Origin of the sequence: Streptomyces sp. NPDC088812, assembly GCF_044750285.1 — a bacterium.
GTDB lineage: Bacteria > Actinomycetota > Actinomycetes > Streptomycetales > Streptomycetaceae > Streptomyces.
Window position 1 is genome coordinate 59,735 of record NZ_JBIVJP010000023.1, and the last position, 21,296, is coordinate 81,030.

Below are 21,296 nucleotides of genomic sequence, written 5' to 3' on the forward strand. Positions count from 1 at the left end.
GAACACCCGACGGGCTGCGAACGGCCCCCGGCGCGGGCAGGCCGAACACCCGACGGGCTGCGAACGGCCCCCGGCGCGGGCAGGCCGAACACCCGACGGGCTGCGAACGGCCCCCGGCGCGGGCAGGCCGAACACCCGACGAGCTGCGAACGGGCCCCGGCGCGGGCAGGCCGAACAGCCGACGAGCTGCGAACGGGCCCCGGCGCGAGCGGGCCCCGGCGCGGGCGGCGGACGGCCGTCGGTCTCCGCGCTGCCGGTGCCCGCGCCGGCACCTCAGGGACACCGGATGCAGCGCATCGGCGCCGGAGGCGGCGCCCGCGCCGGCATCGCCGGTGACGCCGGACCAGGCGCTCCCGGTGACCCGCTCGGGGGAACCCCGCTCGGGGGAACCCCGCTCGAGCCGATCAGGAGATCCCCGCCACACACCCCTACGGCTCGACCGGACCGTCCACGTACCGTCGAGGCATGAGTCCCGCTCCCCCCGTCCGACGCCTGCGCCTCGGGATGCCCCGGCGCGTCTTCTCGCAGGTGCTGCTCATGCAGCTGGCGATCGCCGCCGGAGTCGTGGTGCTCGCGACGGGGCTGTTCCTCGCCCCGCTCGGCGACCAGCTGGACGACCAGGCGATGCGCCGCGCGCTCGCCATCGCCCAGACCACCGCGGCGGTGCCGCAGATCGCCGAGGACCTGCGCGACACCCCGCCCTCCGCGGACGGACCGGTGCAGCGGGAGGCGGAGCGGATCCGCCAGGCCAGCGGCGCCGAGTACGTCGTGGTGATGGACGTCCACGGCACGCGCTGGTCCCACACCGACCCCGAAGCGGTCGGTGGTCACGTCTCCACGGACCCCAGCCAGGCGCTGGCCGGCCAGGACGTCATGGAGATCGACGACGGCACCCTGGGCCGCTCCGCCCGCGGCAAGGTGCCCCTGCGCGACAGCGGGGGCGGGATCGTCGGGGCGGTCTCGGTCGGCATCGAGTACGACAGTGTGCGCGCCCGGCTCGTCCACGCGATCCCGGGGCTGTTCGCGTACGCCGGCGGCGCGCTCGCCGTGGGCGCCCTGGCCGCCTGGCTGATCTCGCGACGGGTCCAGCGGCAGACCCGCGACCTGGCCTTCTCCGACATCTCGGCGCTGCTCGCGGAGCGCGAGGCCATGCTGCACGGCATCCGGGAGGGCGTGGTCGCCCTCGACCGCGCGGGGCGCATCCGTCTGCTCAACGACGAGGCGCAGCGTTTGCTGGGCATCGGGGACGAGACGGTGGGGCGCTCGCCCGACGCGGCGCTCGGCGAGGGCCGTACGGCCGACGTCCTGGCCGGCCGGGTGACCGGCAGGGACCTGCTCACCGTGCGCGGGCAGCGCGTCCTGGTCACCAACCGGATGCCCACCGGCGACGGGGGTGCCGTGGCGACCCTGCGCGACCGCACCGAGCTCGAACAGCTGGGCCGCGAGCTCGACTCCACCCGCGGTCTGATCGACGCCCTGCGCGCCCAGGACCACGAGCACGCCAACCGCATGCACACCGTGCTGGGCCTGCTCGAACTGGAGATGTACGACGACGCCGTGGAGTTCGTGGGCGAGGTCGTCGGCGACCACCGGGCGACCGCGGAACAGGTGACCGAGAAGATCGCGGACCCGCTGCTGGCGGCCCTGCTCGTCGGCAAGGCGACGGTCGCGGCCGAGCGCGGTGTCGCTCTGCGGATCTCCGACGGCACCCGGCTCCCCGACCGGCTGGTCGACCCGCGCGGGCTGGTCACGGTCGTCGGCAACCTGGTGGACAACGCCCTCGACGCCGTCGCGGGCACGCCCCACGCGCGCGTGGAGGTCGAACTGCGCGCCGAGGGCGGCACCGCCGTGCTGCGGGTCCGCGACACGGGGCCCGGGGTCCCGGCCGAGCACCGCGAGTCGGTCTTCACCGAGGGCTGGTCCACGAAGGAGCCGCCGGCACACGGCGGGCGCGGCATCGGTCTCTCCCTGGTGCGCCGGCTCGCCGAGCGGCAGGGCGGCAGCGCCCGGGTCGGTCAGGCGCGCGGCGGCGGGGCCGAGTTCACCGTGGTCCTGCCCGACGCGCTGACCGGGTCCGGTCCGGAGACCGTTCCGGCAGGCAGCGCGCGGAGCGCGGTCGGAGAGGAGCCCCGATGATCGAGGTCCTGGTCGTGGACGACGACACGAGGGTCGCCCGGGTGAACGCCGCGTACGTGGAGAAGGTGCCGGGCTTCCGCGTCACGGGCGTGGCACACGGCGCGGCCGAGGCGCTGCGCCGGTTGGAGTCGTCGCCGCGTCCGGATCTGGTCCTGCTGGACCACTACCTCCCCGACGGGACGGGTCTGGAGGTCGTCCAGGAGATGCGCCGCCGTGGCCACCAGACGGACGTGATCATGGTGACGGCGGCGCGGGACGTCTCCACGGTGCAGGCGGCGATGCGGCAGGGCGCCCTGCAGTACCTGGTCAAGCCGTTCGCCTTCGCGGGCCTGCGCGCCAGGCTGGAGGCGTACGCACAGCTGCGCCGTACGCTCGACGGCGGCGGCGAGGCCGAACAGGCCGACGTGGACCGGATCTTCGGCGCGCTGTCCGCTCCGTCGGAGCCGGAGCTGCCCAAAGGGCACTCCCCCACGACCGCCGAGCTCGTACGTCAGTCCCTGATGGCCGCGCCGGGCCCGCTGTCGGCCCAGGAGATCGCCGACCGGACCGGCGTGAGCCGCCAGACCGCCCAGCGCTACCTGAAGCTCCTGGAGCGCACCGGCAGGGCCCGCCTGACCCTGAAATACGGTGACGCGGGCCGCCCGGAGCACCGATACGCGTGGGCGACCCGCACCTGAGGGAACGGCCCGCGTCGACGGCGCGCGCCCGCCCCTCGTCCCCTCCGAACAGCCCCCCGCAGCAGTTGCGTTGCCTCTGCCCCCGTCGCCTCCGAGCAGCCCTGCTCGTCTCCCGCGTCGCCCTCTAGACAGCGCCCGCTCCGGTCAGGGACCGCACCTCGGTCTCCGCGTGCTTGGCCTCGTCGGCGGCCTCGGCCGAGGTCACCGTGCCGAGCCAGCCCGCGAGGAAGCCCGACGGGATCGAGACCAGGCCGGGGTTGTCGAGCGGGAAGAGCTGGAAGTCGAGGTCGGGGAAGAGCGACGCGGGGTCGCCCGACACCACCGGCGACAGCAGGACCAGGCCCAGCGCCGGGACGAGACCGCCGTACACCGCCCATACGGCACCCCGTGTGGTGAAGCCCCGCCAGAACAGCGAGTAGAGCAGGACCGGGAGGTTCGCGGAGGCGGCGACCGCGAAGGCGAGCCCCACCAGGAAAGCCACGTTCAGGTCGCGGGCGAGCAGGCCGAGGCCGATGGCGACGACGCCGATCCCGACGGCGGCGACCCGGGCCACCGCCACTTCACCGCGCGGCTCGGCGCGCTTGCGCCGCAGGGAGGCGTAGAGGTCATGGGCCACCGACGCCGAGGAGGCGAGCGTGATCCCGGCGACCACCGCGAGGATCGTGGCGAAGGCGATGGCCGCCACGAGGGCGAACAGGACCGTGCCGCCCGTCGAGCCGGCCCCGCCGCCCAGGTCGAGCGCCAGCAGCGGCACCGCTGTGTTCCCCGCCGCGTTGGACGCGCGTACGGCGTCGGGCCCGACGATCGCCGCCGCACCGAACCCGAGGACGATCGTCATCAGGTAGAAGCCGCCGATGAGCCCGATCGACCAGACGACGGAGCGTCGTGCGGACCGTGCGGTCGGCACGGTGTAGAAGCGGGACAGGATGTGCGGCAGCCCGGCCGTGCCCAGCACCAGCGCGAGGCCCAGGCTCATGAAGTCCAGGCGCGCGGTCCAGTCCCCGCCGTACTTCAGCCCGGGCGCCAGGAACGCGGCGCCGTGGCCGCTGCGTTCCGCCGCCGTGCGCAGCAGCCGGTCGACGTCACCGTGGAAGCGGACCAGGACCAGCACGGTGAGGGCGACGGTGCCGCCGAGCAGCAGGACCGCCTTGACGATCTGGATCCATGTGGTGGCCCGCATCCCTCCCATCGACACGTAGATCACCATCAGGGCGCCGACACCGACGACGGTCCAGGCCTGGGCCGACTCACCGGTCTCGCCGAGGAGCAGCGCGACGAGACTGCCCGCGCCCACCATCTGCGCCACCAGGTAGAGAACGGACACGGTGACCGAGGAGGTTCCCGCCGCGATCCGCACCGGTCGCTCGGCCATCCGCGCGGCCACCACGTCGGCGAGCGTGAACCTCCCGCAGTTGCGCACCAGTTCGGCGACGAGGAACAGCACCACCAGCCACGCCACCAGAAAGCCCACCGAGTACAGCAGCCCGTCGTAGCCGAAGAGCGCGATGAGTCCGGAGATGCCCAGGAAGGAGGCGGCCGACATGTAGTCGCCCGCGATGGCAAAACCGTTCTCCATGGGGGAGAACAGCCGTCCGCCGACGTAGAACTCCTCCGCGGAGCCGTGCCGTTTCCGGCTCACCCACGTCGTGATGCCCAGCGTGACCGCGACGAACGCGCCGAACAGCAGCAGTCCCAGCGTCTGGTGGTCGCCGGTCATGACGCACCGCCCCCTGCTTCGCGCGTCAGCTCCTGTGTCTCCCAGCGCACCTCGAGCGCCGCGCGGTCCCTGCGCAGGCGTGCGTGCCGGGAGTAGGCCCAGGTGAGCAGGAAGGTGCTGAGGAACTGCCCGAGGCCCGCGAGCAGCGCCACGTTCACCGCCCCGGCGACGGGCCGTGCCATCAGTGAGGGGGCGGTCGTCGCGGCCACGACGTACCCCACGTACCAGAGGAGGAAACCGACGGTCGCCGGAATCACGAACCGCCGGTAACGGCTGCGCACCTCCTGGAAGGCCGCGCTGCGCTGCACCTCCAGGTAGACCCGGGCCGCCGTCGCGCCGGCGTCCTGCCGCTGCCGGCGGGCCGGCGGGATGTCGGCGGCGGGCCCGCTCGGGGTGTCCGACTCGCCCCAGCCCGAGGCGAGCGCGTCGTACCACGGATCCTCGTACCGCACGTCGCCGGCGGTCGGGGCGAACACCGGTCCGTGGTCCTGCTCGTGTTCGCCCGATCTTGCGGAACCGTCCCCGACGTCGCGGGGACGGCTGTTGCTTGACTGCATGCCCAAGAATGGGCAGAACGGGAAGATCGCCGACTCTCGTTCCCCCCGCTCTTCACCCCATCAGGTGACCGGGACGCCCGCGCTCCCCCTCTTCCGTGTGATCGGTCCGCCTGTCGACCCGCCGCCCGGTCCCGTCGGCCTAGGCGTCGATGCGCGAGCGGTCCAGCGTGGCCGCCGAGCTGGAGATGAACTCCTTGCGCGGTGCCACGTCGTTGCCCATGAGGAGGTCGAACACCTGCTCCGCCGCCTCCAGGTCGGAGAGGTTGATGCGGCGCAGGGTGCGGTGGCGCGGGTCCATCGTGGTCTCCGCGAGCTGGTCGGCGTCCATCTCGCCGAGACCCTTGTAGCGCTGGATGGTGTCCTTGTACCGGACGTTCTTGCTCTGGAACTCCATCAGCTTGTCGCGCAGCTCACGGTCCGAGTACGTGTACACGTACTTGTCCTGGCCCTTCTTGGGCTGGACGAGCTCGATGCGGTGCAGCGGCGGTACGGCCGCGAAGACCCGTCCGGCCTCCACCATGGGCCGCATGTAGCGCTGGAAGAGGGTCAGCAGCAGGCAGCGGATGTGAGAGCCGTCGACATCGGCGTCGGTCATCATGATGATCTTGCCGTAGCGGGCCGCGTCGATGTCGAAGGTGCGACCGGAACCCGCTCCTATGACCTGGATGATCGCGCCGCACTCGGCGTTCTTGAGCATGTCGGTCACGGAGGACTTCTGGACGTTGAGGATCTTGCCGCGGATCGGCAGCAGCGCCTGGAACTCGGAGTTCCGGGCGAGCTTGGCGGTACCGAGGGCGGAGTCCCCCTCGACGATGAACAGCTCGCTGCGGTCGACGTCGTCGCTGCGGCAGTCGGCGAGCTTGGCCGGCAGGGAGGAGGACTCCAGGGCCGTCTTGCGGCGCTGTGCGTCCTTGTGCTGGCGGGCCGCGATGCGGGTGCGCGCGGCGGCGACCGCCTTCTCCATGACGACCCGGGCCTGGGCCGCTGCGTCCCGCTTCGTGGACGTCAGGAACGCCTTGAGCTCCCGGGTGATCACGGTGTTCACGATCCGGCGGGCCGCCGAGGTGCCGAGCACCTCCTTGGTCTGCCCCTCGAACTGCGGCTCGGCGAGACGGACGGTGACGACCGCGGTCAGGCCCTCCAGAGCGTCGTCCTTGACGATGTCGTCCTCGGCGACGCGCAGCAGCTTTTTGGCGCGCAGGACCTCGTTCATCGTCTTGGCCACGGCCTGCTCGAAGCCGGCCACGTGGGTGCCGCCCTTGGGGGTGGCGATGATGTTGACGAACGAGCGCAGCGTGGTGTCGTAGCCCGTGCCCCAGCGCAGCGCCACGTCGACGCCGAGTTCGCGGGTGACCTCGGTCGGGGTCATCTGGCCGTGGTCGTCCAGGACGGGGACGGTCTCCTTGAAGGTGCCCTGACCGGTGAAGCGGAGGACGTCGCAGACGGGCTTGTCGGTGGCCAGGTACTCGCAGAACTCGCTGATGCCGCCGTCGAAGCGGAAGGACTCCTCGCCCTTGCTGCCGCCCTCACCGAGGCCGTACTCGTCGCGGACGACGATGGTCAGGCCGGGCACCAGGAACGCCGTCTGGCGGGCGCGCTGGTGCAGGTTCTCCAGGGAGAGCTTGGCGTCCTTGAGGAAGATCTGGCGGTCGGCCCAGTACCGCACGCGCGTGCCGGTGCGGGTCCTGGGGATCTTCTTGGCCTTGCGCAGGCCGCCCTCGGCCTCGAACCGGGCGTCCGGACCGTCGGCCGTGAACGCGCCGGGGACACCGCGGCGGAAGCTGATCGCGTGCGTGTGCCCGCCGCGGTCGACCTCGACGTCGAGGCGGGCGGACAGGGCGTTCACCACGGAGGCGCCCACGCCGTGCAGACCGCCGGAGGCCGCGTAGGAGCCGCCTCCGAACTTGCCGCCGGCGTGCAGCTTGGTCATGACGACCTCGACGCCGGACAGGCCGGTCTTGGGTTCGACGTCGACGGGGATGCCCCGGCCGTTGTCGCGGACCTCCACCGAGCCGTCGTCGTGGAGGATCACCTCGATGTGGTCGCAGTAACCACCGAGGGCCTCGTCGACGGAGTTGTCGATGATCTCCCAGAGGCAGTGCATCAGGCCACGACTGTCGGTCGAGCCGATGTACATACCGGGGCGCTTGCGTACGGCCTCGAGGCCCTCGAGGACGAGCAGGTGCCGCGCGGTGTAGTTGGAACCGTCCCTGTCTGCTCCTGCCAGCAGCGCAGTGGACGGCACGGACGTCTCGGCGGTCACGCGGTTCGCTCCTCGCTGAATTTCAAGTGGGCCCTCATGGGGAAGGGCGCGGCATCGTTCGCCGCCAAGAGGGTACCGAGGCCTGGTAGAGCCGTTGTAACGCCACCCTCGTCTGAACGCAGACTAGTCCAGAGTCGTATGAGTGTTCGATCCCTCGATGGAGTGAAGTACATATCACGTTCCCTTCGAGGCATGAACCATTTAGGCTCCGGGCACGTCCTCCTGAACAAACCGGCAATCCAGCCGGGAGGACGCGACCATGACCGACAGCGCGAAACCGTAAGACACACAGACACGCAATACGGCACATTCGCCGCCAAACCGGCAGCAGACGGCCACCTCGGAAGATTTTTTCGGGGAGAAGCCACGAGCGGGAACGTTTTGGGGCTGGTTGGATGTTGACCCTGGTACGACAGCTCGTCGAGCTAGAGAAGAGGCGACGTGACTACTGTTCTGACCCCCGCGAGCCCGCTGACGGCCGCTGACCGCTGCGACCGCTGCGGCGCCCAGGCGTACGTGCGCGTCGTCCTGCTCAGCGGCGGAGAACTGCTCTTCTGCGCCCACCACGGCCGCAAGTTCGAGCCGGAACTCAAGAAGATCGCCGCTGAGATACAGGACGAGACGGAGCGGCTGACGGCCGCTCCCGCTTCCGCCTCCGAAGAAGAACGCTGACCGTTCGCGTTCCACGCGTTCCACGACGAGCAGCTCCGGCGCAGGCCGGCACGTGGGCGGCCGCCCCTGTATCCCAGGGGCGGCCGCCCGCATGTCGTTGCCCGAAGCTTCCGCCCGGCCGCGTCAGGCGGTCCTGGGCAGCTTTCGGGAGCCGGTGCTCCAGCCCAGGGTCCGGACCAGGTCGGACACCCGTGTGTAGACGCCCGGGCTCCCGGCCCGGCCGCAGCCGCTCCCCCAGGACACGAGCCCGACGAGACGGCCCTGCGCCACCAGCGGTCCGCCGCTGTCGCCCTGACAGGCGTCGCGGCCGCCCCGCGCCTCGCCGGCGCACACCATGGTCCGTGCCACGTACCTGCCGTCGGTCGGGCCGGGATACGCCGCCTCACAGAGGCTGTCGGCCAGTACGTGGACGCGGGCGGCTCTCAGGCTGTGCGCGTAGGACCCGATGCCCGTGGTGTCGCCCCAGCCGTAGACCAGGGCCTCCGTCGCGGGCGCGTAGGCCGGGTCGCCCGCCGCGGCCATGCCGATGACCGAGGACCGCGGGAGCGGCTCGGTGAGCTTGAGCACGGCGAAGTCCCCCGAGTTGGTCGAGGTGTCGTAGGCGGGGTTGACCCAGACCTCCCCCACGGGGATCTCCCGGCCCGTGTCCGAGTAGAGGTCGGTCCGGCCCGCGACGACCTTCAGATCGGTCGCCCTCGGCTCCCCCAGGACTTCCTCCCCCATGCAGTGGGCCGCCGTGAGCACGGTGGACGGCCCGACGACCACACCCCCGCAGAACTGTCCCGACCGCATACCGCCGAACCGGTCACGGCTGGACAGCGCGACGGCCCAGGGGCTGGTGGAGACATCGACCGGGAAGCCACCCACGACGACGCCGTCCGACGGCGCCGGAGCGGCGGGTACAGCCGCGACCAGCGGTATCGCCATGGCCGCGGCTGTCAGGACCAACGGCCGGGCCAGGGCCCGGACAAAGGAACGACGCATGAACGCTCCTCACTCTGGAGTGATCGATGAACACCCAGGGTGAGGCAGCTCGTGACACCGCGCACCCGCGCGAGCACGCCGAAGGCCCGGCCCCCGCAGGGGGAACCGGGCCGTCGCTGTCGTCGTGGACGGGCCGCGTCTCAGTCGAGGTAGTCGCGCAGCACCTGCGAACGGGACGGGTGGCGCAGCTTCGACATCGTCTTGGACTCGATCTGGCGGATCCGCTCGCGCGTGACGCCGTACACCTTGCCGATCTCGTCGAGGGTCTTCGGCTGACCGTCGGTGAGACCGAAGCGCATGGAGACGACGCCCGCCTCGCGCTCCGAGAGCGTGTCGAGGACGGAGTGCAGCTGCTCCTGAAGGAGCGTGAAGCTGACCGCGTCGGCCGGGACGACGGCCTCGGAGTCCTCGATGAGGTCACCGAACTCGCTGTCGCCGTCCTCACCGAGGGGGGTGTGCAGCGAGATGGGCTCGCGGCCGTACTTCTGGACCTCGATGACCTTCTCCGGGGTCATGTCGAGTTCCTTGGCCAGCTCCTCCGGGGTGGGCTCACGGCCCAGGTCCTGGAGCATCTGGCGCTGGACGCGCGCGAGCTTGTTGATGACCTCGACCATGTGCACCGGGATACGGATGGTGCGGGCCTGGTCGGCCATGGCGCGGGTGATCGCCTGACGGATCCACCAGGTGGCGTACGTGGAGAACTTGTAGCCCTTGGTGTAGTCGAACTTCTCGACCGCGCGGATCAGACCGAGGTTGCCCTCCTGGATGAGGTCCAGGAAGAGCATGCCGCGGCCGGTGTAGCGCTTGGCCAGGGAGACCACGAGGCGGAGGTTGGCCTCCAGGAGGTGGTTCTTGGCGCGGCGGCCGTCCTCGGCGATGATCTCCAGCTCACGCTTGAGCTTCGGGGCGAGCTTGTCGGCGTTGGCCAGCTTGTCCTCGGCGAAGAGACCGGCCTCGATGCGTTTGGCGAGTTCGACCTCCTGCTCGGCGTTGAGCAGGGGGACCTTGCCGATCTGCTTGAGGTAGTCCTTGACCGGGTCGGCGGTGGCACCGGCGGCCGCGACCTGCTGTGCGGGGGCGTCGTCCTCGTCCTCGTCGGAGAGCACGAAGCCGGCGCTCTCGGCGCCCTCGGGCTCGTCGCCCGCCTTGGGCGCCTCCTCCAGCACCTCGTCCTCGAGGAGCTCGACGTCGTCCTTCTTGGCGGAGGTCTTCTTGGCCGCCGTCTTCTTGGCGGGGGCGGCCTTCTTCGCGACCGCCTTCTTGGCGACCGTCTTCTTGGCGGCCGCCCTCTTCGCGGGGGCGGATTCGTCTGCGGGGTCGTCCGCAGCGGGCGCGACCGGGGCGGCGGGGGTGGTGGCCTTCCTGGTGGTCACCGTCTTGGCCGCGACCGTCTTGGTCGCGGTGCGCTTGGCCGGACTCTTCGCTGCGACGCTCTTTCGGGTGCGCTTGGGCTCCGCGGCACTGACCATCAGCGTCACACCCTCTTCCTCGAGGATCTGGTTGAGGCTGCGCAGTACGTTCTTCCACTGAGTGGCCGGAATCTGGTCAGCTTCGAAGGCCCGACGCACATCGTCGCCGGCGATCTGCCCCTCAGCCTTTCCCCGCTCAATGAGCGCCATGACAGAGACGGACTCGGCGATCTCCGGCGGGAGCGTACGGGATGTGCTGGCCGACACGAACAACCTCTCGGAACGTTGGAAAACGGCTTCCGGCCCCGTCCGGTGTGGACAGGAGCCGACCACCGGCCTGGGGATGGGCCGACGGTGCGGGCGGGGGCCGGGGAGTTCCACAGCGCCTTGAACGGCGTCCGTATTCCCTCCGCGGCTGTCACCTCTTAGGTCATCGCGTTGTTTCCACAAGCGTTACGCCCAATCTTCGTGGCCCGAGTCACACCCCGTAAGCGCTCAAAAACGGTCAGACGCAGGCATAAAAGGTCACCAGCGACGTCTACCCATGCCGCGGCGACCCAACCCGCCCCGTCGCACCGTCGGACCCCGCAGGCCCGTGATCGGGTCCTGCGGGGTCCGACGGAGGGCGGGGCGGCAACTGAGGAGGACACGGTGGGCTGCGGGTCTCACCGACCCTGCCGCCCGCGGTGCGCGCTCAGTGCTCGCGTGGCGCCGGAACGACGCGTTCCACCTCGGGGTGGACGGTGAGCAGCTGGCGCATGGCCGCTTCCGCCCCGGCGCCGTCGCCCGCGGCCAGGGCGTCGACGATCCTGCCGTGGTGCGTCAGGGATGTCTCGGTCGGCCGGTCACAGCCCGTAACGGGGCCTCCCGAGACCTGCAGGGCGGCCGACACGATCCCGGAAAGGTGCTCCAGCATGCGGTTGCCCGCGATCTGGATGAGCAGCGAGTGGAACTCGGCGTCGGCGCGGGAGTAGGTGAGCGCGTCGCCCTGCCCCATGGCGTGCCCCATGATCTCGACCATGTCGGCCAGCCGCTGCTGGACCTCCTCGCGCCCGTGTCCGGCGGCGAGGCGGGCGGCGAGCGGCTCGATCGTCCACCGCAGCTCGCTCAGCTCGCGCCGTTGGTCGTCGCGCTGCGGTCCGAAGGCCCGCCATTCGATGATGTCCGGATCGAGGAGGTTCCAGTCGCTCACGGGGCGCACGCGCGTGCCCACGTTGGGCCGGGCGCTGACCAGGCCCTTGGCTTCGAGGACGCGGAGCGACTCGCGCACGACGGTGCGGGAGACCTCGAAGCGCTGGCCGATCTCCTCGGGCACGAGCGGGCGGTCGGCGCCCAGATCGCCGGACACGATCATCTGGCCCAACTGCTGGACGAGTTGGCCGTGCAGCCCGCGTCCGCGGCTGCCCGCGGCACGTCGGCCCACACGGCCCAGCTCGGGGTCCGCGCCCTCCCAGACGGGGGCTCCGAGGCGGTCCGCGGCGGGAGTCTCGGCGTAGGGGTAGCGGTCGAGATCGCCCGGGCCGGCCAGACCGGAGTCGGCGGAGCGGGCGGCGGTCATCATGGTGTGCGCAAGGGTACTCACGCATCCTTTGTCGGCGTCGTCCTCAACTCCCTTGAGGTCTTTGGTGAAAAGCACACGAAAGGGTGATCGCTCACGACGCCGTAATTGACGCCTTATCGGAAAGAAACGGGCTTTCTGCGGGGAGTTGTGCACATGCGGAGTCCGGATGCGCACGGACGGTCGTCATCGGACCCGGCTGCGCAGGGTCGTGAGCACATACGTGCACAGCAACGCGGCCAAGGCCAACGCCAGCGCTCCGCCCACCGGTTGACCGACCACCCGGCCCGCCGCGGTCAGGTAGCGTTCCCCGCCGAAGGGCCACTGCAACAGGAACACCTCGCGCGCACGGACCGAAAATCCTGCCGCGGTGCGCACGGACGCGCTCTCCACCGCTCTCTGCACGAGGGGTACACCGACCACGGGCACGGCGAGGACCGCGGCGAGCCCGGCCGTGGTGGACCGGAAGACACCCGCCGCCAGGACGCCGGCCCAGGCGCAGCCGACCACGAGTGCGACCCAGCTCGCACTCAGCGCCGGCCAGTCCGCGGGAACCTTGGCGAACTCCCGTCCGTGGACGAGGTAGAGCACTTCGGCGTCACAGCCCACGGTGAGGAAGGCCATCGTCACCGCGGTGACCGCGGTGACGACGAGTTTCGCGGTCAGCAGGCCCAGTCTGCGGGGCACGGTGCCGCGGTCCGCGGCGAGGGCGGGGTGGCGGAACTCGTCGCCGAAGGCGAGCGCGCCGACCAGGCCGGCACCGAGCGCCGCCGGGGGCAGCGGCAGGTGCGCGGGCCAGGCGGCCAGCAGCCGTGGGTGGGAGGTGTGGCCGATACGGGCCAGCAGGAGGGCGGTGACAGCGGAGACGATCAGCACGGCGGCCGTGGTGAGGAAACCGGTGCTGATGCCGGAGGCGCGGCGCACCTCGTAGCGCAGGGGGCGCAGGGGGCTGGGGGCGGGGCGGACGGAGATGGGGGGCGGAAGGGCGGGCAGGGAGTCGAGGGACCGGGACGGACCGGGACCGTTCGGCCCGCCCTCGCTGGGACGGGGGGCTCGGGCCGAGGGGTGGGCGACTTGGGTGGGGACGGCGTCCACCGGCGACGGGGGGGTGTCGGCGGCAGGAGCCGGGGGCTTGGCGGTCGCGGGATCGGTGGAGGCGGATGGGGGCGCGGCGGAGGCGGTTGGGGGCTCGGTCGCGGGGGCTGCCGGCTTGGCGCAGGCCGCCGCGGGATCGGTGGAGGCGGATGGGGGCTTGGGCTTGGCGGCGGGGGCCTGGGCGTGGGTGACGACGGTCGGTGGCGTGTCGGAGGAGTGTGGCGGTGCTTCACCGGTGGGCGAGGAGGGCGTTGCACCGGTGGACGAGCGTGGCGCATCTCCCGTGGGTGAAGGCGGTGCTTCGCCGGTGGCGGCCGCCGGTGCCTCGTCTGTGGTGGGCCGAGGTCCGGTGGCGGATGCCCGGGCTCCGGTGGCAGTGGTGGGGACGGGGACGGGGGCCGCATCAGCCGTGCCGGGGGGCGTGGCCTCGGCGGCCGGAGCGGAGGGCTCGGTCCGGCCCCTCTTGCGGGGCGCGCCCGTGCCGCGGGAGGCCGCCCGGTTCACGGGCTGGTGCGGCACCGGCGAAGGCCGCCGCTCGCCGCCGACCGCGGCGAGGGCCGGGCCGGTGGCCAGGGTTGGCACGGCCAGGGTTTGCGCGGCCTCGCCCGGCGGGCGGTCGCCCTCCCGGACCTGCGGGCACTCCTCTGCGGCACCCGGCCCCATGTCTCCGGTCTCGTCCGCGAGTTGGTGCACGAGGATGCCGTGCCGGAACGCCGTCTCGCCCACGTCGGCGCACGTACTGCCGTAGACGGAGAGCCGGTTGCCGCCTTCCTGCACGACCTCGACGGAACGCCGCCCGGTGCGGGCCTCCTTGGCGAGCAGGGCGGCGAGGCGGGCGGCGTGGGGGCTGCGGACGGCGACACGGGGGCGCAGCCGGGTGCGGGCGAAGTCGCAGGCTTCCTGGTCGGCCACGAGTCTGCCCTGGTCCAGGGTGACGACCCGGTCGGCGACGCGCGTGGCCTCCTTGGAGTCCGCCGTGGTCGACAGGACCGTGCCGCCCTGGGCGGCGTGCGCGCGCAGCATGCCGTGCAGCCACCGGCTCTCGCGCTCGGAGAGCCCCTCGGCGGGGTTGTCGAGCACGAGCGTATGGGGGTCGGCTAGAAGGGCGCAGGCCAGCCCGAGCCGGCGGTCCATGCCGCGGGAGAGTGTGCCGAGACGCTCTTCGCGGAGGCTGACGATGCCGACCACCTCGAGGACTTCGTCGGCCCGGCGGGCCGGAACGCCCGCGGCCGCGCACAGCATGCGCAGATGGCCGCGGACCGTACGGGCGGGATGTCCCGGCACGTCCCCCAGGAGCACGCCGACCTCGCGCGAGGGATGGGCGATGCGGTGCAGGGGGCGCCCTCTGAAGTAGGTGACGCCACGGCCCTGTTGGAGTTCGAGCATCAGCCTCAGCGCCGTGGTCTTGCCCGCGCCCGGCGCACCGAGCAGCACGGTGACGCGACCGGCCCGCGCCTCGAAGGAGACGTCGTCGAGGGCGGGCGGAAGCTCGTTGCGGGGATTGCTGGTCAGTCCGAAGGCCTGGATCACCCGTAGCAAGGTAGCGCAGTATGTCCCATTTTCTGGTATCGCGCGCCTGTATGTGCAGTTAGTGATGGGCGCCTGTCACACCTCGGGGCGCAGCATCGGCGGGTTGAGCAGGGTCGCGCCGCCGGCCCGGAAGAGCTGGGCAGGGCGGCCGCCCTGCCGTGTGGTGGTGCCGCCCGTCGGAACCAGGAAGCCGGGGGTGCCCGTCACCTTGCGGTGGAAGTTACGCGGGTCCAGCGCCACGCCCCATACCGCTTCGTAGACGCGGCGCAGCTCACCGACGGTGAACTCGGTGGGGCAGAACGCGGTCGCCAGCGACGAATACTCGATCTTGGAGCGGGCGCGTTCCACACCGTCCGCCAGGATCTGGGCATGGTCGAAGGCCAGCGGTACGGCCGGTTCACCCTCGCGGCCGTAACCGCCCGGTTCCAGCAGTTCCTCGACCGGTGCCCAGCGCGCGTTGCTTGCGTCGCCGCCGGCCCGGGGGGCGGGCAGGTCCGGGGCGAGCGCCAGGTGGGCGACGCTGACGACACGCATCCGGGGATCACGCTCGGGGTCGCCGTAGGTGGCGAGCTGCTCCAGATGGGCGCCGTAGTCCTGGGCGGGGGCGGAAGGGTCGTGGGCGTGCAGTCCGGTCTCCTCCGCCAGTTCGCGCGCCGCGGCCTGGGAGAGGTTCTCGTCGGCCCGTACGAAGCCGCCCGGCAGGGCCCATCGGCCCTGGTACGGCGGCTCTCCCCGGCGCACCGCCAGCGCGCACAGGGCATGGCGGCGCACGGTCAGCACGACCAGGTCCACGGTGACGGCGAAGGGCGGAAAGGCTGACGGGTCGTAGGGCATGCGGTGATCATAGTCGTCTCCCTGACGATAAGCACTCCCTTCGCCGGCCGCTTCGGCGGCTGATCGACTCCGGTCCGGCAGGGCTGTCGGGGTCCGGTCCCCGCTGCTGCCGAAGCCGAGCGTCATTCCAGTTCACACCCCCAATTGCAGTCCGTCGGCCGCTTCCTCCACCAGGGCGAGTCCGAGCCTGCTGACCCGTACGGAGAACGGAGCGCCCGCGACCCGCAGGCCCGTCAGTGCGATCTCCCCGAGGGGTGCGCTGCGCATGGGACGCAGGGTGACGGTCCCCGACGGAGCGTCCGGGCGGATGCCCACCACGGTGGCCAGCATCAGGATCCCGGCGGCGGCCGCGGTGGCCGCCGGACGGCACGCGGCCGGGTGGGGCAGCGGCACGCTCCCCTCGGTGCGCTGCTCCCCCGCGTACATCTCGGGGAGGCGGTGTCCGAAGGCCTCGGCCGCGGACAGGATGCCGCGCAGCAGGGAGCCCGCCTCCTTCTCGTAGCCCGCGGCGGTCAGGCCCGCGACGGCGACCGCCGTCTCGTGCACCCGCACGGCGCCGCTGCGGTGACCGAAGGGGTTGTGGCCCGTCTCTCTCGCGCCCAGTCCACGCAGCCCCCAGCCCGAGTCCATGACCGGGCTGCCGAGGAGCCGGGCGAGCTGCTCGGTCCGCACCTTGTCCAGCAGCCCGGGGGCGTGCTCGCCGCCGCCCAGCAGCCCCGTGTCCAGCAGGTGAGCGGCGGTCGCGCCCAGGTACGGCACCGGGCGTCCGTCCGGCGTGCGGGCGGCGGCGGGCCGGCCGCCGCCCGGGTCGTCGATCCAGAAGCCACGCCGGAACGCGGCCCGCAGCGCCCCCGCCCAGTCCCGCAGCCCGCTCCCGCCCGGTCTGCCGCAGGCGTCGAGGAGGTCGGCACCGAGCAGTGCCGCGCGGTGGGCGTGGGCCTGCGTCTCGCAGCGGACGGGTCCGCCGGGCTGGGGATCGGGCAGGTGGGTTCCCTCCCCCACGGCGGCCCGTAGCCAGGCGAGGCAGCGTTCGGCCGCCGGCAGCAGTTCCTCGGTCTCCCGGTCGGGCAGTCCCCAACGGCGGGCCTCCGCGAGGAGCACCGGGAACAGCAGGGTGGCCTCGGTACCCGTGCAGCCCGGCGGCAGGTGCGGCCCCGCGTCACGCCGGGGCCCGGGGATCAGGCCCGCTCTCGGTCCCCGGCCGGTGATCTGGGTGCGGGCGAGGGTGCGGAGCGTGCCCGCGGCGAGCCGGGTACCGAGGGGCAGCGCCATACGGGCCGCGGCGAGCGCCTCGGCCGGTGCGAGCCCGCAGCGCCACGGTGCTCCCGCAACCAAGTGTGTGTCCACGGGGTGTGCGGGGTCGCGCACCAGCAGGGCCCGCAGGTCCTCGACGCTCGTGCTCAGCAGTACGGGGACACGCGGGTCGTCCGCCGTCGCCCGCGCGGCGGCCAGCGGATTGGTCGCGGCGCGGGCCACGGCTCGCACCGGCCCGGCGCCGTCCAGACGGACCTTCAGCTCCACGGTGACGCTGCCGCCGGGCGGCACGTCGAACTCCCATCGAAGGAGCCCCGCGGAGGCGAGCGCGTCGGCGGGCGGCGGGTCGGCGGTGACGGACGACGTCCCGCCGTCGCCGGTCCAGCGCAGGCCGGAGTCATGGACGCTGGCCGGCAGCTCGGGACCGACGGCGCCGGCCGCGATCGCCCCGAGGTCGGCGAGATCCGTGCCGAGGGACACCTCGACCGGCAGGCGCAGCGGACGCGTGGCGGCGCTGTGCAGGGTGATCCGCTCCGTCCCGTCCGCGGTGCGGGTCCGTTCGACCACGATGTCCGGGTCCGGACCCCCGTGCGGGGTGGCCCGCAGAGTGCCGACGAAGCGGGCCCGGTCGGCCGAGGTCATCCGTGCCTGCACCCCGAGCGGTTCGCGTCCGGCCACCCGGACCTGGCAGCGGGCCAGGATGCGCCGCCCCGACCGGTAGTACCCCTCCAGCCCGTGTCCGGTCAGCTGCCCCCGCTCGGTGGAGACGGCGAGTCCCGGCAGGGCGACGCAGATCATCGCCGTGTGCGTGGCGGGCAGGTCGGTGGAGCGGCGCGGCACCGAGGCGACCGGCGGCACCGCACCCCGGTGTGCGGCGGGGGCGGGCGGACGTGCTGTGCCGGGCGGCGGGAGGGGCCCGTCCGTGAACGGCGGTTCGTCGGCCGGGGAGCGGAGAGGCTCGTCCCCGTCGGAGGCGGGACATGGGTCGACGGCGGAGGGCGAAGTCGGCTGATGCATACGGTGGCTTCTTCTGCTCTCTGTGCGCCTCGGGCATGGTCGGCGCCGGTGAAAGGCTCCGGCACGAAGGGTGCGCTGTGGCGGCACGCCCCGTACGGGCGCTCCGCCACTCAGGTGAACGGGGCGGGGCTCCCCCAGGTCACGCCCGGAGGCGGAGGCCACCACCGAATGGCGGCGCAGGCGGGGTGGCAGTCGGCGGGTCGGCAGCCGACGGCCGGCAGCCGACCGCCGCAGGTCACCGGCCACAGGTCACAGGCCGCAGGTCACAAGCCGCAGGTCACAAGCCGCAGGTCACAAGCCGCAGGTCACAGGCCGCAGGTCACAGGCCGGTTCCTCGGCGGGGCGGTTCGCAGGAGGGACGGCCGTGGGACGGGTCGCCAGGCGGTCGGGCGCCGAGCTACCGCGGCGGGACGGACGCCGGGCGGCCGCTCGGCGTCGCGTGTCGGACGGCCACTCGGCAGCCGGGTGATCGACGGCCGGGCGCCGGGACGACCGCTCGGCGAAGCGGTACCGGACGGCCACTCGATGAAGCGGTGCCGGACGGCCGCTCGGCGAACCGGTACCGGACGGCCACTCGGCGAACCGGTACCGGACGGCCACTCGGCGAACCGGTACCGGACGGCCACTCGGCGAACCGGTACCGGACGGGTGCTCGGCGAACCGGTGCCGGACGGGTGCTCGGCGAACCGGTGCCGGACGGGTGCTCGGCGAACCGGTGCCGGACGGGTGCTCGGCGAACCGGTGCCGATGGTCGACCGCCCGTGCGTCGGCTTCGCCCGGCGCGGTACCGACGGAGCCTCACCCCACCTCTTTCGTCTCAGCCCCGTCGGCCTGCACGCCGTCCGTGCAGGCACCCCGAGGCCGACCTGAGGTTCGGGTCGCGCCCCGGGAACGAGGTCGGGACTCGCCCCGTGCGGGTGCGGCGGGACCGGTGCCACGGGCAGGGGTGCGGGGGCGGAGCGTGTCGGCTCGCGGCTCGGGACGTTGCCCTGCCTCCGCCCGCGGGTGACCGCCGACGGCCCCCGAGGAGCGCGTACGGCGGCGGCGACGGCCCGTCGCCGACCCGGTCGCCGCCGGAGCCGTCGCCGCCGACTCGGCCACCGGTGCGCTCACATGCGGCGGGCCGGACGCGGTGGCATCCTCCGCCACACCGGGAACATCGAGGCCATCGGCCTCGCCGTCCGCATGGCCTCCGCACCACCCGCCGGCCCTCTCCCCTCCCGTGTCCTCGACCGAAGGGTCGGCCCGTTCCGTCACGCCCCGGCCGCGCCCCGCGCGTTCCGAGCGCAGGCAGCGCCGGACGGACTCCGGGTCGAGGCCCTCGTTGCAGGCCTGGTGCAGCAGGCGTGCGAAGAGGTAGTCGGGATCCGCTCCCAGGGCCATGGCGAGGGCCTCCCGGGCCTCCAGCTCGTCACCGCTGGACCAGGCGACCCACCCCGCGAGCGTGAGCGGCGCCGCCGCGTGTTCCGCGTAGGACCCGACGCAACGGCGTGCGAGCGCGCGCCACAGCCGTAGAGCGGGTGCTGCCTCGTCCCCCTCCATCCATTCGGCCGCGCGGTCGCGCGTCACTCGGTCCTGGAGGCCGAGAATGAGCGTCGCCGCCTCGTCCGGGGCCAGCAGTTCGTCGTCCCGGTGATCCGCCACGAGGGCCCCGGTCACGGGCGGCGCCTCGGCGAGGCGCCGCATGACACGGGCGGCCAACGTGATCGTCTCCTCCCTCACGGCCGCACGGCTCTCGTCCTCGAGGATCCGGGGCACCAGCCCCCTGCCGGCGGTGTCGAGCGCGAGTTCCTGTTCCAGCGCCGCACCGTTCTCCAGCGGGAGCAGACGGGCCCTCAGCTCCCTCAGTGTGCCGCGGACCTGGATGCCGGCGTAGGTGGCCGCCGCTGCCATGACGGACGTGCCGGGCAGGCCCATCGGCACCCCCTCCACCGGGCAGCAGCCCTGGCCCGCGCAGCAGTAGGACCAGAAGCGGCCCTCGGAGATGCACAGAGCCTCGATGACGGGGATGTCGAGCCGGCCGCATTCGATGCGGAGTTGCTGGGCCAGCGGCCGGAGCCGCTCCATGACCTGGCGGCCCGTCCCGTCCTTCGCCGGTTCCTGGCAGAGATAGGCGACCATCTGGGCGGGACGGGCACCCCTGCGTTCGCTGCCCGTCACCAGTCCCTGCGCCAACTGCCTGGCCACGGCGGCCCAGTCGCCCGGGCTCGTGGGGATGCCGAGCCGGGCGCGCCCTCCGAACCGGCCCCGCCCGCCCCGGTCGTGCAGGGCGACCAGGACGATGCTGTCCTCGGGCCGGTATCCGAGCAGGTAGGGAAGGGCGTCGGCGAGTTCCGCCGGGGTGCGCAGGGTCACCTGGTGTGCGGGGCCCGGGTCGTACGACGGTTGCCGCCCTTCGTGCGGGGCTCGCTCGTCGTGCGGGGCTCGCCCGTCGTGCGGGTCATGACCGTTGTGTGGGTCATGGCTGTCGTACGGGTCATGGCCGTCGTACCCCGCCCGACCGTCATGAGCAGGTCCGTCATATCCGTCAGCGCCGATGATGTCGCCGTTCTCAGAGGATCCCGTGGTTTCGCTGTGGTTCGTCATGCGACGACGATCTCGCGGATCGCCATCCTCCGCTTCGCCCTGTGGATAAGTCCGATCAGGAACACGTCACTCAAGCGACCGTTCGTCATGGCGTGCGCGTGCTCTGACATCCTTGGGGGGTGCTCCTGACCGATCCCACGGGCGTCGCGTTCTTCGACGTCGACGGCACCCTCGTCCCCGCCACGAGTTCCTCGGCTCATCTGTCCGGCTTCCTCGGCCACCGCGACGTGCTGGTCCGGGCCGAGGAGGGCTACGCCCAGGGCATCCTGGACAACCGGGAGGTATCCGAGATCGACGCGGCGGGATGGGCGGGCGTGTCCGAAGGGGAAGTGCTCGGCTGGCTCGACGAGCTCCCTGTGGTCGTGGGCATCACGGAGACCGTGACCTGGTGCCGGCGCAGTGGACTGGTGCCGGTGCTGGCCACGCTGGCCTGGTCGCCGGTCGGTGGCTATCTGGCCGACCGCTTCGGCTTCCAGGCCTTCTGCGGGCCTCGGCTGGAGGTCTCGGACGGCCGGTACACCGGTCGCGTCGCCCGTCATTTCGACGAGTACGACAAACGTGACTTCGCGCTCGCGCAGGCGCGGCGCCTCGGGCTGCGCTCCAGTTCGTGCGCGGCGGTCGGGGACAGCCGGTCCGACCTGCCTCTCTTCGCCTGCGTGGGGCTGAGCGTGGCGTTCAACGCGTCGTCCACGGCACGTGCGGCGGCGACGGTCACGGTGGACGACGACGACCTGCGCAGCGTGATCCCGGCCCTGAGCCGCCTGACCGGCCGCTCGGACCCCGAGGTGGCTCGCTGACGTGGGCCGGGTATGACGTAGGCCGTTCCGGACGGTGGCGCGTACCGATCGCGGCGGTGGCGCGTACCGATCGCGGCCATGGCGTATGCCGCTTCGGGCTGACCGTCGGGCCGCCCCCGCCGTACAGCCCGCCATACAGCCCGCCATACAGCCCGCCATACAGCCCGCCGTACAGCCCGCCGTACAGCCCGCCGTACAGCAGGTGGCCGG

14 protein-coding genes are annotated in these 21,296 nt (G+C 72.6%); 4 read left to right on the forward strand and 10 right to left on the reverse strand.

Features of this window, described 5'->3' with window-relative positions; genetic code table 11:
• Window positions 1-465: 465 nt before the first annotated feature.
• Window positions 466-2,136: an ATP-binding protein gene (locus ACIP67_RS33255; RefSeq protein WP_401696779.1), complete on the forward strand. Its 1,671-nt coding sequence runs from the start codon at window positions 466-468 to the stop codon at window positions 2,134-2,136.
• Window positions 2,133-2,813, forward strand: a complete 681-nt coding sequence (locus ACIP67_RS33260; protein WP_401696782.1) for a response regulator — start codon at window positions 2,133-2,135, stop codon at window positions 2,811-2,813. The genes ACIP67_RS33255 and ACIP67_RS33260 overlap by 4 nt, the downstream gene beginning before the upstream one ends.
• 124 nt (window positions 2,814-2,937) lie before the next feature.
• Here the strand turns inward: ACIP67_RS33260 and ACIP67_RS33265 are convergent, their stop codons facing one another.
• The 3 genes from ACIP67_RS33265 to ACIP67_RS33275 all read right to left on the reverse strand — a co-directional run bounded on the left by ACIP67_RS33265 (window position 2,938) and on the right by ACIP67_RS33275 (window position 7,350).
• On the reverse strand, window positions 2,938-4,530 hold the full coding sequence (locus ACIP67_RS33265) for a cation acetate symporter (protein ID WP_401696783.1): 1,593 nt from the start codon (window positions 4,528-4,530) through the stop codon (window positions 2,938-2,940).
• Window positions 4,527-5,087 carry a DUF485 domain-containing protein gene (locus ACIP67_RS33270; protein WP_401696785.1) on the reverse strand — a complete coding sequence of 187 codons (561 nt, stop codon included), beginning with the start codon at window positions 5,085-5,087 and terminating at the stop codon, window positions 4,527-4,529. Before ACIP67_RS33270 ends, ACIP67_RS33265 begins: the two co-directional genes overlap by 4 nt.
• Before the next feature lie 139 nt (window positions 5,088-5,226).
• Entirely contained in the window at window positions 5,227-7,350 is a 2,124-nt protein-coding gene (locus tag ACIP67_RS33275) for a type IIA DNA topoisomerase subunit B (RefSeq protein ID WP_401696786.1), read from the reverse strand.
• A gap of 441 nt (window positions 7,351-7,791) precedes the next feature.
• On the opposite strand from ACIP67_RS33275, the gene ACIP67_RS33280 reads away from it, so the two are divergent.
• A complete protein-coding gene (locus ACIP67_RS33280; protein WP_053749190.1) occupies window positions 7,792-8,022 on the forward strand; it encodes a hypothetical protein in 231 nt (76 codons plus the stop codon).
• Between the two features lie 123 nt (window positions 8,023-8,145).
• On the opposite strand, the gene ACIP67_RS33285 is transcribed toward ACIP67_RS33280, so the two are convergent.
• The 7 genes from ACIP67_RS33285 to ACIP67_RS33315 form a co-directional block, all read right to left on the reverse strand.
• The gene (locus tag ACIP67_RS33285; RefSeq protein ID WP_401696788.1) at window positions 8,146-9,006 is read right to left on the reverse strand and encodes a S1 family serine peptidase; all 861 of its coding nucleotides are present in this window, start codon (window positions 9,004-9,006) and stop codon (window positions 8,146-8,148) included.
• 140 nt (window positions 9,007-9,146) lie between these two features.
• Window positions 9,147-10,682 carry an RNA polymerase sigma factor gene (locus ACIP67_RS33290; protein ID WP_401696789.1) on the reverse strand — a complete coding sequence of 512 codons (1,536 nt, stop codon included), beginning with the start codon at window positions 10,680-10,682 and terminating at the stop codon, window positions 9,147-9,149.
• A gap of 427 nt (window positions 10,683-11,109) precedes the next feature.
• A complete protein-coding gene (locus ACIP67_RS33295) occupies window positions 11,110-11,997 on the reverse strand; it encodes a FadR/GntR family transcriptional regulator (RefSeq protein ID WP_401696792.1) in 888 nt (295 codons plus the stop codon).
• Window positions 11,998-12,159: 162 nt separating this feature from the next.
• Window positions 12,160-14,598, reverse strand: a complete 2,439-nt coding sequence (locus ACIP67_RS33300) for an ATP-binding cassette domain-containing protein (protein ID WP_401696794.1) — start codon at window positions 14,596-14,598, stop codon at window positions 12,160-12,162.
• 75 nt (window positions 14,599-14,673) lie between these two features.
• The gene (locus tag ACIP67_RS33305) at window positions 14,674-15,432 is read right to left on the reverse strand and encodes an NUDIX domain-containing protein (protein WP_389515751.1); all 759 of its coding nucleotides are present in this window, start codon (window positions 15,430-15,432) and stop codon (window positions 14,674-14,676) included.
• 132 nt (window positions 15,433-15,564) lie between these two features.
• Entirely contained in the window at window positions 15,565-17,703 is a 2,139-nt protein-coding gene (locus ACIP67_RS33310) for a glycogen debranching N-terminal domain-containing protein (protein WP_401696796.1), read from the reverse strand.
• A 798-nt stretch (window positions 17,704-18,501) separates the two neighbouring features.
• Entirely contained in the window at window positions 18,502-20,289 is a 1,788-nt protein-coding gene (locus ACIP67_RS33315; RefSeq protein ID WP_401696798.1) for a DUF4192 domain-containing protein, read from the reverse strand.
• Window positions 20,290-20,408: 119 nt separating this feature from the next.
• Between ACIP67_RS33315 and ACIP67_RS33320 the strand changes: the two genes are divergently transcribed.
• On the forward strand, window positions 20,409-21,086 hold the full coding sequence (locus ACIP67_RS33320; RefSeq protein ID WP_401696799.1) for an HAD family hydrolase: 678 nt from the start codon (window positions 20,409-20,411) through the stop codon (window positions 21,084-21,086).
• Window positions 21,087-21,296: the final 210 nt, after the last annotated feature.